This is a genomic window from Floridaenema flaviceps BLCC-F50, from assembly GCF_041929275.2.
GTDB classification, from domain to species: Bacteria; Cyanobacteriota; Cyanobacteriia; order Cyanobacteriales; family Aerosakkonemataceae; genus Floridanema; species Floridanema flaviceps.
Genome location: NZ_JBHFNR020000002.1, coordinates 889,690 through 904,432 on the forward strand (window position 1 = coordinate 889,690; position 14,743 = coordinate 904,432).

At 40.4% G+C, this 14,743-nt stretch carries 11 protein-coding genes and 1 pseudogene; 9 read left to right on the plus strand and 3 right to left on the minus strand.

Going from position 1 to position 14,743, the window contains the following annotated elements; genetic code table 11:
* Positions 1-42: 42 nt before the first annotated feature.
* On the plus strand, positions 43-1,449 hold the full coding sequence (locus tag ACE1CI_RS24095; protein WP_496615763.1) for a protein kinase domain-containing protein: 1,407 nt from the start codon (positions 43-45) through the stop codon (positions 1,447-1,449).
* 68 nt (positions 1,450-1,517) lie between these two features.
* Here the strand turns inward: ACE1CI_RS24095 and ACE1CI_RS24100 are convergent, their stop codons facing one another.
* Positions 1,518-3,659, minus strand: a complete 2,142-nt coding sequence (locus ACE1CI_RS24100; protein WP_496615764.1) for a hypothetical protein — start codon at positions 3,657-3,659, stop codon at positions 1,518-1,520.
* 591 nt (positions 3,660-4,250) lie between these two features.
* Between ACE1CI_RS24100 and tatA the strand changes: the two genes are divergently transcribed.
* Entirely contained in the window at positions 4,251-4,460 is a 210-nt protein-coding gene (gene tatA / locus ACE1CI_RS24105; RefSeq protein WP_413267310.1) for a twin-arginine translocase TatA/TatE family subunit, read from the plus strand.
* Between the two features lie 35 nt (positions 4,461-4,495).
* On the opposite strand, the gene cphA is transcribed toward tatA, so the two are convergent.
* Together cphA and ACE1CI_RS24115 are read right to left on the minus strand one after the other, a co-directional pair.
* A complete protein-coding gene (gene cphA / locus ACE1CI_RS24110) occupies positions 4,496-7,174 on the minus strand; it encodes a cyanophycin synthetase (RefSeq protein WP_413267311.1) in 2,679 nt (892 codons plus the stop codon).
* Between the two features lie 243 nt (positions 7,175-7,417).
* Complete coding sequence (locus ACE1CI_RS24115; RefSeq protein ID WP_413267312.1) at positions 7,418-8,299, minus strand: cyanophycinase; 882 nt, start codon at positions 8,297-8,299, stop codon at positions 7,418-7,420.
* Between the two features lie 331 nt (positions 8,300-8,630).
* On the opposite strand from ACE1CI_RS24115, the gene ACE1CI_RS24120 reads away from it, so the two are divergent.
* The 7 genes and pseudogenes from ACE1CI_RS24120 (at position 8,631) to ACE1CI_RS24150 (ending at position 14,634) form a co-directional block, all read left to right on the plus strand.
* Positions 8,631-9,053 carry a zinc ribbon domain-containing protein gene (locus tag ACE1CI_RS24120; protein WP_496615765.1) on the plus strand — a complete coding sequence of 141 codons (423 nt, stop codon included), beginning with the start codon at positions 8,631-8,633 and terminating at the stop codon, positions 9,051-9,053.
* Positions 9,054-9,340: 287 nt separating this feature from the next.
* Entirely contained in the window at positions 9,341-10,054 is a 714-nt protein-coding gene (trmD, locus tag ACE1CI_RS24125; protein ID WP_413267314.1) for a tRNA (guanosine(37)-N1)-methyltransferase TrmD, read from the plus strand.
* A 139-nt stretch (positions 10,055-10,193) separates the two neighbouring features.
* Positions 10,194-11,222, plus strand: coding sequence for a DUF1517 domain-containing protein (locus tag ACE1CI_RS24130; RefSeq protein WP_413267315.1), 1,029 nt, complete (start codon positions 10,194-10,196; stop codon positions 11,220-11,222).
* A pseudogene (ispF, locus tag ACE1CI_RS24135) lies at positions 11,219-11,700 on the plus strand (2-C-methyl-D-erythritol 2,4-cyclodiphosphate synthase). Before ACE1CI_RS24130 ends, ispF begins: the two are co-directional and overlap by 4 nt.
* Before the next feature lie 41 nt (positions 11,701-11,741).
* The gene (locus ACE1CI_RS24140) at positions 11,742-12,215 is read left to right on the plus strand and encodes a hypothetical protein (protein ID WP_413267317.1); all 474 of its coding nucleotides are present in this window, start codon (positions 11,742-11,744) and stop codon (positions 12,213-12,215) included.
* Between the two features lie 13 nt (positions 12,216-12,228).
* A complete protein-coding gene (locus ACE1CI_RS24145) occupies positions 12,229-12,816 on the plus strand; it encodes a PIN domain-containing protein (RefSeq protein ID WP_413267318.1) in 588 nt (195 codons plus the stop codon).
* A 33-nt stretch (positions 12,817-12,849) separates the two neighbouring features.
* Entirely contained in the window at positions 12,850-14,634 is a 1,785-nt protein-coding gene (locus ACE1CI_RS24150) for an ABC transporter substrate-binding protein (protein WP_459564146.1), read from the plus strand.
* The last annotated feature ends 109 nt before the right edge of the window (positions 14,635-14,743 follow it).

Sequence of the window (14,743 nt, forward strand, 5' to 3'; positions counted from 1 at the left end):
CTCCACAATAGAACGAAAAGAGACAATAGTGGAAGAAAAATAATGTTCGATACTGTGTGGGAAGAACGTTACGAAATTCGCCAACAACTAGGGAAAAAAGCCGGACGGAGGACTTTACTAGCGTGGGATAATCAAACTCAAGAATTAGTGGTAATTAAGCTACTAACTTTCGGTAATGATTTGGAATGGGAAGATTTCAAGCTATTTGAACGGGAAGCAACAACCTTAAAAAGCCTTTCCCATCCAGCCATTCCCCGATATTTAAATTATTTTGAGGTAAACTCACCGAATAACAAGGGATTTGCCTTAGTCCAAAGTTATATTGCTGCTAATTCCTTGGAAGAACACCTGAAAGCTGGCAGAACTTTTACCGAAAGCGAAGTTAAGGAAATTGCCAAAGATATTTTAGGAATTCTTACTTATTTACATCAACATCAACCGCCAATAATTCACCGAGATATTAAGCCAAGTAACATTCTTTTGACTAATAGTTCTACAGGTGGTAAAGGTGAAGTTTATTTAGTAGATTTTGGTTCAGTACAAACTCTCGCCGCTAGAGAATCTGGGACAATTACAGTAGTAGGAACTTACGGGTATATGCCACCAGAACAATTTGGTGGTAGGGCAGTTCCCGCTTCTGACTTGTACAGTTTAGGGGCGACTTTAATTTATTTAGTTACAGGTACTCATCCGGCAGATTTACCCCAAACAGATTTAAGACTTGAATTTGAGCAATTTACTAATATTAGTCCGGGCTTTTCTCGTTGGTTAAAATTGCTGACAGAACCGAGTTTAAATCGTCGGTTAAGTTCTGCGGAAGCTGCGTTGAAAGCTTTAGAAAACCCTTTAGAAAATGCTATTTCTGTAGTTCCGAAAAAGCCTTCAGGTAGCAAAGTTATTCTGAATAAAAAAGCTGACTTTTTAGAAATTAACATTTCCGCAGGGTTGCAACCGCATATTTTATTTTTTAGTTGGTTTGCGATCGCTTGGAATTCCGGCGTATTTTTATGGACAATTACAGTCCTTTTCGCTGCGCCCTTCGGCATGAATCTTTTCTTTATATTATTTTCATTACCTTTTTGGGGCGTTGGTATTGGCATGATATTAGAAATAATTTTTAGTTTATTTGGTAAATCTGTCTTTCATTTAAATCAACAAGAAATTTCTTTAATTTACAAGTTGTTTGGGTTAAAATTAAAATTTCGTCCCGGAATTTCTACCTTATTTAGTTTTAAATTTAATCCTCGTTCTATGCCCAGAGAAGAAATCAACAAATTAGAATTAGTATACTTAGCTGAAGGTAATCTTTGCGCGATCGCTATTTGGGCAGGAATGCAAGAATATCAATTTGGGCATGGGTTAACTCCACCGGAAATCGAATGGTTTGCTGCTGAAATCAGCGATTGGTTAAATTTACCAATTCAAACTAAAAAATTGCCATCTGATTGAACAGTTTGTTGTAACGACTTCAGTCGTTTTCTTGAGACAAAGGAAGGACTAAAGTCCTTACAACAAACTTAAGAACTTTCTTCAGAATTCACAGAGGTTTGATTTGCTGAAGAGGGCGGTTTTCTGCCCGTGTTTCGCACATTTACCAGCTTATTTAGTAAATCAAACCAGAACGAAGCCCCCATTGAAATTGCTATAGCTGTAACAAACCATCCGACTAAAAACGAAAGCCCTACTAACCATTTGCCTGAAGTCACAATCATGACTAAAATGGCAGTGGGAGCAAAATAATTTGATGGCTTTTTACTATTTCTGATACATTTATTGAATACTGTATTCCAATCATTATCACTAGCATCTTTTGGAAACCGACTATTACAATTAAACTGTCTGTCTAACACACGCGGATTCCAACCGAGCGGCAATTTAAGTTGTTCATTTAGAATTTCAGAAACTTCTTTTTTGCCATTTTCTGAAATAAGCTTGTCTGCTCTCTGTACTACTGCTTGTCGTAATTCTTCGTCGTATGCCAGACGATTTGCAATGTAAATTGAGTTAGAATTTGTCACAACGGCTAATCCAAAGCCGATTAATAAGCTAATTCCTTTAGCATTGCGCTTATAAACTCCTGATGAACGCTCCATCGATCGATCGAACCAAATTTCAACTTCTTTTGTTAGCTGATTAACTTCATTTTCAGTGCGATCGATTTTCGTTTTTGCTCGGCTAACCAATGTAGCAATACTCTGTTTCACAGAACTAGGAATAAACGGCAAATCAATATCTGCATTATTAATTACTAAAGATCGGTAGTATTGCCGAAAACTCTGTCCCAGTCTACTCAACTCCCATTCAAGTTTATCAGGATGTTGTCTCAGTTCTCCAATTTTCTGCGTAAATTCCTTTATAAACTTTGTAAAGGCTTCTCCATCATTACCTGTGTTAGGATTTCCACTATTTTCAATGTTAAGAGCGGGTGAGAAAAATACATCAACTAAATTTGAAAGAGTTTCTTGCTCGTTTGAATTATAGGGACTACGATCTTGATTAAGCCGTAAATATACAGCAAAAATAACAATCATCAGTATAATAAAAAATATTCCTCCCTCAATAGTAATAAATAGCGGTGCTAAAGGAAAAATAGCCAGCAAAGTAACAATTAAAAAGCCTACTAAAAGACCAATTGAAAATGTTTCTTTCCGTTTCAATTTCCAGAGCTTGGATCTAAGTAATTTTCGTCCTTCTTCACTAAAACCTTGCTTAAAAGCCTCTAAATTATCTTTAGCCCTTAAATTGCCTTTGATTTTATTATCGATAATCTTGACGATCTCCTCATATATATTAGACAAAGGCATATTTAATCTAATCTTTGATTTACTTGAATTATCTGCCAGAATTCTTTTATATTCTGGCGATGCCAAAATATCGCTTTTTGTCCTAAAATTTGGGTTTTTATCGTTAATAATTATCTGAATACTTGCATCTAACAGTACTAGAAAATTCTCCAATTCCTTAACAACATTTTGATATCTTTGTTGATAATATTTTATAAATGTATCCTGATAAGCTTGGTATGTTCTACTATTTTGATTGACCAAGCTGGCAACTTCTTCAACTGTAGGCTTCAAACCACCATTGACGATCGCCAGTTCATTCTGTCTGCCAAAAAAACCTTTTTTCCAAGTAGTTAGTTTAGTTTTTGCTTCTCCATCTCCTAATTGATTAATAACCCGATCGATTCCTAGCGACATTTGATCTATTGCTGCGATCAAGGTAATATCACGATTGGTAAACTGGAGATATATTGTTTGTAAGTCTCCTTTAAGCTTTTGGAAGTTCGGAATGTTTGCTTCGCTGTCAAGAATAGTACTGATATTTTCAATCAGCGAATTTTTAAAGCGATCGAACTTTGCCTCAATCAGCGGCTCAACCAGTTTAGCAATTCCTAGTCTTTCAATGAAAGCAGTTGCAAAAGTTTCTGCCGGAATATATGACGGCGCACTAACTTTATTGCCAAACACTCCTTCTTCTCTACCAGTTACTATTTGATAGATCCATGAAAAAAACCAAGTAATTTTGCGAAATAGTGTGGCAAATAATCCTCTTGCCTCTTGATTTATATCGTTAAGAAGAGGATGATTATATAAATCCTTTGTCAGTCGTTTGGCTGCCTCTATATTTTGATCGGTGATTGTATCACCTGCTAGCAAATTAATAATTGACTGTCTTAAGTGTTGCGCTCGCCATTGCAACAATGTAGAAATTAATTCTTGAATTTCGGAAGCCAATAGGCTCAGAATTAGGTAGATAAAAATTAACCCGATTATAATATCGACAATAGCCGGAATATTCATAATAGACTTATTTGAACCTAATCAAGAGCTTATGGAAAATCGACTTCAGCATAGCCGACTTATCTACCATCTGGTATAAACTGTAATTAAAGTTAAGAATTCAAGACTTGTACAGGTAGTTTTGCTTCTTAATATAAGAAGAAAGAAGAGAAAGAGAGTAACCGAAATTTGACATTAGTAGTTTTTTGCAGGGAAGGGAAGGACTGAAGTCCCCACAACAAACTTGCGCTTACATCTGCGTTTATCTGCGTTAATCTGCTTTCATCTGCGTTCCCCAAAAATTTCTAACGCTCCTAATCAGATACACTATTAGTAAACTCAGATCTTGCAGAGTATGGAGGTAGAACCTCCTTTCGTCTCGTTACCAGGTTGAACCTGGTAACGAAAAACAGAGGCTCTGCCTCAAGGTGTTCTTATCTCAGTAAATCTACTTCCCAGGAGGTGCAAATGTTTGGATTAGGATTACCAGAAATTGGCATTATTGCTGTAGTCGCTCTACTAATTTTCGGCCCTAAGAAAATCCCCGAAATGGGCAGTGCTTTGGGTAAAACTTTAAAAGGTTTCAAGAATGAATTGAACAAAACCGAGGAGGAAGCAGAGGGGCAGGAGACAGGGGGACAAGGGGACAAGGGGACAAGGGGACAAGGGGAGAATTAAATTTTTACCTGTTCCCTGTTCCCTGTTCCCTGGTTCTAATTCCCTACTGACGAAGTAACGGCATTGGTAGATTCTACCATTGGCGATTGTTGTACTGCGTCGGGGATGGGATTGCGGGCTTCAATTAAGCTGACAGCACGACTTACACTTTCGGGCAAAATTACTACCAAGCTGTTGACAGTGGCACTGTCTAAAGCGGTATTAATCGCTTTTGTTTCGTCGAGAATTGTTTCGTAATTGAAGTCTGGTTTAGCTTGTTTGATGCCTTCGATAATTAATCTGGCACCATCGCCTCTTTCTCTGCCTCTGTTATCATCATCTTCTTTGACGATGATCCGATCGAACATTTGCGCCGCTAACTTCCCTAACTGCACAAAATCTTCATCGCGTCGATCGCCAGGGCCACCCACTACCCCAATTCTTTCACCGGGCCAACTGCGAACGAAACCGCTTAAAGCTTCGTAACTGTGGGGGTTATGGGCATAGTCAATTAAAGCATGATACTTGCCCAAGTTAAACAAGTTCATTCTACCGGGCGTTTGATTGCTGGAAGCGCGGAAGGTTTTAATTGCCGATCGAATCACGTCCACATCTACTCCCTGGACAAAAGCAGCTAAACTAGCGGCTAAAGCATTAGCAATCATAAACGGTGCTCTGCCGCCCATTGTCAAAGGCACGTTAACTGCCTGTTCGATCCGAATCGTCCAATCTCCCTTCAAAATCGAAATATAGCCGTTTTCATAAACTGCGGCAATTCCCCCTGAACGAGTATGTTCTTTAATTAACTGGGATTCGGGATTCATGGAGAAGTAAGCTACCTGTGCCTTTGTCCGTTGCGTCATTGCGGAAACTAACGGATCGTCAGCATTGAGGACTGCATAACCATTGGGGTGAATCGCTTCCGCTACTACACTTTTAACGTGAGCTAATTTTTCTACCGTGTCAATATCTGCAATGCCCAAGTGATCGGCAGCGACATTGAGGATAACACCCACATCAGAGGCATCAAATCCTAATCCCGATCGCAAAATCCCACCCCTAGCAGCTTCCAACACCGCTACTTCTACAGTTGGGTCTTGTAAAATCAATTGAGCACTTTGGGGGCCTGTGTTATCACCTTTTTCGACCAAAAATTCCCCGATGTAAGTGCCATCAGTCGTCGTGTAACCTACCACCACACCTGTTTGGCGGTAAATATGGGCTAACAAGCGAGTAGTTGTAGTTTTGCCGTTAGTGCCTGTAACCGCCAAAATGGGAATCCGGGAAGGTGTGCCTGGGGGGTATAGCATATCAATTACCGCGCCGCCCACATTTCGCGCAATTCCCCGACTAGGGGCAGCGTGCATTCTAAATCCGGGTGCGGCGTTCACTTCCACAATTACCCCATCCATTTCTTTTAACGGACGGGTGATATCAGCTGTAACTACATCGATTCCGGCAATATCCAAGCCGATAATTTTCGCTACTCTTTGGGCGATCCAAACGTTTTCTTTGTGAATTTCGTCAGTACGATCGACCGCAATCCCCCCAGTACTCAGGTTAGCTGTTGCCCGGAGATAACAAATTTCATCTTTTGGCAAGACTGTTTCCAGGGTATAACCTTGTTTTTCTAACAATTGCCAGGAAGTGCGATCGAGTTCAATCCGCGTCAGCACATTATCATGTCCCACACCCCGATTTGGATCGCGATTAGTCTCATCAATCAATTCTTGAATAGTTGATTTTCCATCTCCGACTACATGGGCGGGGATTCTTTCCGCGACGGCAACAACTTTGCCATTGACAACTAAAATCCGGTGATCCCGCCCTTGATAGTAGCGTTCCACAATCACGGATTTAGAAACTTGTTTTGCCGCATCGTAAGCTTCTTCGGCTTCTTGCCAAGTCGTAATGTTAATTGTAATGCCGCGCCCGTGATTCCCATCCAAGGGCTTAATTACAATTGGGTAGCCGCCCACATCTGCGATCGCATCTTCCAATTCATCCAAGAAATTGATTACAGTTCCTCTGGGAACAGGCACTCCCGCTTCCCGTAAAATTTGTTTGGTACTTTCTTTATCTGAAGCTAGTTCTACACCTAAAATTCCCGTTTGCGAAGATAAAGTTGCCTGAATTCGCTTTTGATATACCCCTTGACCGAATTGCACCAAAGCACGAGCACTCAAAGGTGTCCAAGGAATTCCCCGTGCTTCTGCTTCTTTAACAATAGTTTCTGTACTAGGCCCTAAAGCAGCATCCGCTGCCATTTCTTTCAGGTCTTGTAAATCTTGCTCTAATTCTGCCTGGGCATAACTACCTGTGTCGATGATGCTTTGGCACAGCCTGACCGCTGCCCGCACTGCATAGCGACCAGCTTGTTCGTCTTTGTATTCGACTACGACGTGATATATCCCACGTTCAGGCGTTTCACGAGTGCGACCAAATCCCACTTCGACCCCGGCTAATATCTGTAGTTCCAGGGCGATGTGTTCGATGATGTGTCCCATCAGCGTGCCTTCTTTGACTCTACTCAAGAAACCACCACGACACCCTGGGGAACAAAAATGCTCTACTAAGCTAGGCAAAACTTGAACCAATCCCTCATAAAAACCTGGTATTTCGTTCGATGGGCGATCGGCAAGTTCTTCCAAATCGAGACGCATCACGATAAGTTTATGTCGTCGAATGCTCCAGTAGTTAGGACCGCGTAACGTCTGGATTTTAAGAATTTTCATGGCAGTATCCGAGAGTCATTGAGCAGCAGGACAGCAGTAAACACAATTATCTAGTTTCAAATTCAGAGGCACCACTAAACTGTTCACTAGCAACCTTTTTTTAGAAGCATTTTTGCTTTTCCTTGTAGCGTCAAGGAAATTGCTTAAGCAACCAAGTTAAAAATACTACTAGTTGACTAGAATAGCCAGCACTCAGATTCAGCATTTTCAGCCACAGGTAAAAGGAACAACAGTAGGTTAATTTTATGTTCCTGTTTGATCGGAGACACATCCTTCACCTAAAGAAGGAATTATTTTGCGTTGACGCATATCATAGCGATCGCCGTAGCTGAGAATGTGAACCCTCAAATTATAAATACTGATTGGATCGGTAGCACCGACATAAGGTTGATTGGTATAAGACATTTCTGAAGGATCAACAATGGTGACTGTACCTTTTCCTAATACTTGAATAATGCCGTCTCCTTCAAATAAAGCACAGGTGTCTTCATCAATACCGATGCCTAAGCGATCGGGATGGGCGGAAACAGCACTCATTAATCTTGCCATGCGATTCCGATTGTGGAAGTGTTGATCCACAATTACTTCTGGTAAGAAACCTAAACCCGTCGCCATATCTACTAAAGAACGGTTGGGACATTCGCCACTTCCACCACCCGCGATCATGTGGTGTCCCATTACCGCTGCACCTGCGCTAGTTCCGGCTAAAGTCAGTCTACCTTGCCAAACTCCCAAGCGTAATTTTTCCATAAACGGTGTATCAGCCAGCAGTCCGCATAATCTCAGCTGATCGCCGCCTGTCATAAATACACCTGTACACATTTCTAAGAATTCATGGTAAGCGGGTTCTTCGCACTGGACGCGATCGCGAATATCCAACAACTCGATCCGCTTCGCCCCCATCTCCTGAAATATCGCCCGGTATCTTTCGCCAATAATTGCAGGTTCACGGGACGCTGATGGTATGATAGCTATTTGAGCATCTGCTCCCCCAGAACGATTAAAGAAAGCGTGGAGAATCTCTCTCCCATGTACTTTATCTTCAGCACCACCAATCACCATCACTGCTGTTTTCATCGGTTGGGGCTTTCTCTGTTCCTGTACTTGAACTTCTAATTGCAGCATTCTATGTTTCCTCTTCTCCGGTTAGCCTGAGTTTTAAGCCATACTTGACAAATGTTTGTTCTCCTCATTTTTGTCCTGAGTTCCACCTTCTCATCTCCCACGATTATGATGAGAAAGCTAACAATCCTAAAGTAAGTAACTCCCTACTCAGAATTCAGTACTAGTATGGTTAACGCTCTCGATCGTAATCTTTAACACATAATAGTAGTTTATAAAACCTATTATTAAACATTTATGAATTTTTTTGTCCGTCATTGTGAGAAATTAGCCAATATTTACCAAAAATTTTGGGTCTAAAGCCCCGTCCTAAAAGGACGGCTTTACTTAGATTGTGGTGATTGAAGATTTAGAAGGATGTCGAAACACCATGAAGCAGAGTAAAAAGAATCGTTCTGACAATGGGGAATCGAGGCATTCTTGGGCGTACTATTCTTTAGAGCAAAAACTTGATTATAAGTTGGCACTTCAGGGATTGAAACTGATCGAGCGTCCGGCTCCATACACAAGTAAATCTTGTTCAACTTGTGGCACTATTGGGGATAGGAAAAAGCATCACTTTCACTGTCCTCACGGTCACTACCACAACGCTGATTTAAACGCTTCGAGAAATCTAGCACAATGGGATGGTTTCTCTTGTTCTCTAGACTTAAAGAAAGATGCTACTGCAATGGTTTCATCCGGTCTAGAGGATGGGTTGATTGGCACAACCCTGAACTCGATGAAGGATATTCTCCCTCGTGGAGAGTATCTGTAGATGCGAGAATCACCGCACTTATAGGGCGGTGAGTGTCAAAATCTGATAGTATCGATATATAAAATTTGCCAGCCTGCAAATTAAACGAATTGGTAATGAGTCCTAAATTTTTAACATTATTCTTGTTATATTTTGGTAACTTTTGTAGCTAAACTAGTGCAAGAAGGCTGAAGGCTCCAAGGCTCCAAGGCAGAAGGCTTGTACAGTCGGCTTTTTCCTTTTTTTAACTGATAGGTTATTTCTGCCACCCTGCTCTAGACAGTTGTTCCTGATTAAATTGTAAAATTGTGCGGATAGATGTTGTTACCCTGTTTCCCGATTTTTTTACTTCCCCGCTGAGTTCCGGGTTGTTGGGGAAAGCCTTAGCGAAACAGATTGCTGCTGTAAATCTGGTGAATCCCAGAGATTATGCCACAGATAAGCATCGACGAGTAGATGATGAACCTTACGGTGGTGGCGTGGGAATGTTAATGAAGCCAGAACCGATCTTTGCTGCTGTGGAATCTTTGCCAAGTTTACCAAAACGAGATGTAATTTTAATGACTCCCCAAGGGGAAACTCTCAATCAACCATTATTAAAAGAATTGGCGACAAATTATGACCAACTTGTGCTTATTTGTGGTCATTACGAAGGGGTTGATGAACGAGTGTTGAATTTAGTAACTCGTGAGGTATCTTTGGGGGATTTTATCTTAACTTGTGGAGAGATTCCAGCATTAACGATAATTAATGGTGTAGTACGGTTACTACCAGGAACGGTGGGTAAAGAAGAATCTTTGAAAGCCGAAAGTTTTGAAGCTATTTTGTTAGATTATCCCCAATACACCCGCCCGCCAGAATTTCGCGGTTGGCGTGTTCCAGATGTATTACTATCAGGAAATCATGCCCAGATTGCCCGTTGGAGACTACAACAGCAAATTGAAAGAACTCGCGATCGCCGTCCAGATTTATATAATACTTGGTTGGAACAATCAGGCGGGGAAGCCACCGATCGAAAATAAGAACATAAAAGTTTTCAATTGCATCTATAAAAGGAAGGAAGTTTATATAAAGAAATATTAAGGAAGCAAATTGCCTCTGAGGTAAAGGGCAACCTAAAGGGAAGAACTAAGATCGGAGTAAAGGTTCTTTATTTGAAATATGAAAACCAAGTCTAAGTTGCAATTTTGGTGTACAGCTGCCCTTTCCCTATTGCTAGTTAATGCAGTCAACATTGAGTTTACGCCAACACACAAACAGGTAAGCTTAAATGTGGGTCAGGAAGCATTAGCAAAACGTGGTGGGGGGCGCAGTGGTGGGGGGTCTTTTAATCGGTCTTCGCCTTCCCGCAGTGCTCCGAGTCGAGGTTTTTCTGATAATGATTCAGGAGGTTATCGCAGTAGTCCTACTTATACAAGTCCGACAAATGTGTATGTTGCGCCTGGGGGTTATTATGGCGGGGGCTACGGTTATTATTATTCACCGTTGCCGATAATTGTGTTGATTTTGATTTTGGGTATTTTGGCGTTTGCGATCGTCTTTGCCCTGAAAAACGCAATTAGCAGTAATAGCAGTTCTGTCGAGGAAATAACAACTCCTTCTACTGGCAATAAAGAGTTAGACAATAATATTGTTACTGTAAGTAAAATTCAAATTGGGTTATTAGCACAAGCCCATGTCGTGCAGAAACAACTAACAGATTTAAGCTTGCAAATTGATACTAGCACTCCTGAAGGATTAACCGAATTAATGCAGGAATCGGTGTTAGCATTGTTGCGAACTCCTGAAAATTGGACGCACGTTTCTGCTAGTTCTAAAACTGTGAAGAGTCGGTCAGAAGCGGAAAAACTCTTCAATCAGATTTCCATAGAAGAACGCACCAAATTTAGTGCGGAAACTTTGTCTAATGTTAAGGGGAAAGTTCGCCAACTTAAACAAGATGTTAAACCAGATCAAGAACCGGGAACATACATTGTTGTTACTTTATTAATTGGCACAGAAAACGATCGCCCCATGTTTGGTGATGTTTACTCAACTCAAGATTTGAAGCAAGCATTAGAAAAAATTGCGGCTACTCCACCAGAATACCTTTCCATTTTTGAGTTACTTTGGACTCCACAATCTGACACAGAAAGCCTAACTTATGATGAAATGTTAAGTGAGTACGCTAACATGATGCAGATAGCATGAACATTCGCATAGGTAACGGTTACGATATACATCGATTAGTATCTGGACGACCTTTGATTTTGGGAGGTGTCCAGATTTCTCATGAATTGGGGTTATTGGGACATAGCGATGCCGATGTCCTGACTCACGCAATTATGGATGCGATGCTGGGGGCGTTGAGTTTGGGTGATATCGGTCATTATTTCCCGCCCAGCGATCCAAAATGGGCGGGGCTGATAGTTTGATGTTGTTAAGTCAGGTCGATCGACTTGTCCGGGAAAAAGGTTGGCGAGTAAGTAATATTGACTCGGTAATAGTGGCGGAACGCCCGAAATTGAAACCGCATATTTCGGCAATGCGCGATCGCATAGCAGCTGTTTTAGAATTGAAACCTGACCAAGTTGGCATTAAAGCCACTACCAACGAAAAATTAGGCCCAGAAGGAAGAGAAGAAGGAATTTGTGCCTATTCTGTAGCTTTGCTAGTAGCAGCTGATTAAGTTGCTGTAAAACTTGAGATTTGCTAAAAGGATGAAAGGTAATGGAAACCGCAAAATCTATTCGCAAAGTATGGGTCGATATTATTGCCTACAATAATGAAGGAGAAGAGGTTTTAATTGCTGAAGTAAAAGCTTTAGCTCATGCAAAACAGGAAGCCTTCTCTCAATTAAAATTGTACAGTAAATATTTGAATAAAGTGATCCCTTTTTTAATGTTAGCTGATTTGTCAGAAATTGATATTTTTCCAGGAGAAAGTACCAATGTTGCGGAACCTTTGCTGACTCTCAAAACTGCGGATATACTTAGCCACTATGACCCTGAATTTGCTAATAAACGAATTTTTGATCCCTATTTTGAAACATTGCTGGAAGCCTGGTTAAGAGATTTAGCTTATCACTGGAAATCAGAAAAGCCACCTGCTTCAGATAGAGTAGAAAAAATTGGTTTATTACAACTGTTAGCAGATGGAACAACAAAATCTGAGGTAGTACTGGAAAGTGATACTGTATCTTGAAACTAATTTTCTGATGAGTATTGCTAAAGGACAAGATGCTGAAGCAGGTATATTGCTAAGAAGTACACCAGAAACAGTCCGTCTAGCTATGCCAAGTATTTGTTATGCTGAAGTTCTTTCTACATGGCAAAAAGAGAAAGTGTATAGCCAGCAATTTCAGAGAGAATTGGAGAAGCAAATCAATGAATCAAAAAGAGATCTAACATCAATTCATGCAAAGTCTTTAGTTTCCTCCCTTGAACAAGTCAGAATTAGCAGTAGAGATCGATTAAATGATATTCAGGAACGCCTTAATGAAGCAGTCGATCGAATGTTGAGAAAAGCGGAAATGATTACATTAAATGTAAATACAGTTCAGGAAATATCACAAATAAGTCTTTCACAACCGGAGGCTTTGATGATTAAAGATGATATTGTAGATAATTTGATTATCAAATCCATATTAAGTCATGCAACTTCGCACCCAACAGAAATTAAGGTATTTCTAAGTGGAAACACTAGAGATTTTGGTACACCAGCAGTTCAACAAGTTCTGCGTGATGCAGGTATAAATTATTTTAGCAGAACCCAAAATTTTCTGGGTTGGCTACAGTCACGGTAGATTTCCCTAGCTAATTTTTAGAGAAGATAAATGATGAAATACTCGGCTATTAAAAGAATTAGGTTTTCGGTATTGTTGTTAGCGTTGTTGTTCATGGGCGCGATCGCACTTACCAGTTGTAACGCCTTAAAAATAAAAAGTGCAACTGCCCAAGTTCCACAAGTTGTTACTAGCTTACTTAGCGATCCGAAAACTTTTAATCCGCCTTTGGTTCAAGAAGCACCTAGCCCTACTAGTGTGATGTTTGAGGGGTTAGTTACGGAAAATGGTTTAACAGGTAAAATTGAACCAGCGTTGGCTGAATCTTGGACAATTTCGGAAGATAAGAAAAAAATAGTTTTTACTATTAAACCGAATTTGAAATGGTCGGATGGTAAACCTTTAACGGTAGATGATGTAGTTTTTACTTACAATGAAATCTACTTGAATGAAGCAATTCCTACTGATACTAGAGATGTATTGAGAATTGGTAAAAATCGCGCTTTACCAACAGTAAAAAAATTAGATGGGTCTAGAGTAGAATTTACTGTTCCTGAACCTTTTGCCCCATTTTTAAGAGTAACTGGAGTGCCGATATTACCAGCACATATTTTAAGAAAATATGTTAATGAGAAAAACCGAGATGGTAAACCTGTATTTCTGACAACTTGGGGAGTTAATACTCCACCTAATGAAATAGTAGTTAATGGGCCTTATGCTTTAGAAAGATACGACACAAGTCAGCGGATTATCTTTAAGCGAAATCCTTATTTTTGGCGGAAAGATAGCCAAGGTAGACAACAGCCATATATTGAAAGAATGGTTTGGCAAATTGTAGAATCGACGGATGTTTCTTTAATGCAATTCCGTTCGGGAAGTTTGGATTCGATCGCTATATCACCAGACATCTTTTCTCTAGTAAAGCGAGAAGAGAAACGGGGTAACTTTACAATTTATAATGGTGGGCCTGCTTCGGGAACAACTTTTATTTCGTTTAACTTAAATAAGGCGAAAAATGGCAAGGGACAGCCAATTGTAAATCCCATTAAGTCGCGGTGGTTTAATACTAAGGAGTTTCGGCAAGCGGTGGCTTATGCGATCGATCGCCAAACCATGATTAACAATACTTTTCGCGGACTAGGTAAACCACAGAATTCTCCTATTTCGGTTCAAAGCCCCTATTACCTATCTCCCGAAAAAGGGCTGAAAGTTTATAATTATAATACCGCCAAAGCTAAGGAATTGCTGTTAAAAGCGGGATTCAAATATAACGCAGACGGGCAATTATTAGATTGGGATGGTAATCGTGTCCGCTTCACATTGATGACGAATAGCGGTAATAAAATCCGGGAAGCAATGGGCGCACAAATCAAGCAAGATTTGAGTAAAATTGGAATTCAAGTTGACTTTACGCCGATTAACTTTGGCACCTTGGTAGATAAACTTTCTAATACTAGAGATTGGGAATGTTATTTACTAGGATTAACTGGAGGAGTGGAACCAAATGATGGTGCTAATGTTTGGAATAGCACAGGTGGCTTACATAGCTTTAACCAAGGGCCAACGCCTGGTGAACCGCCGATAAATGGTTGGGTAGTTTCTGATTGGGAAAAAGAGATCGATCGCTTAATGATTGCCGGAGCACAAGAATTAGACGAAACTAAGCGTAAAGAAATTTATGCTCAATTCCAGAATATTGTCCAAGAAGAAGTGCCCGTAATTTACTTGGTTAACCAGCTATCATTGGCAGCTGTGCGAAATCGGATTAAAGGCATAAAATACTCAGCACTAGGCGGCGCATTCTGGAACATTTACGAACTACCATTAACCGAAAATTAGACCAGCTAAAAACCCGGTTTCTGGGATTGGCGAATTCCAGATAATCATCCAATTAGCAAGAGAAACCGGGTTTTTGGAGCAACTAATCAATCGAAAATCCCAAATCCAA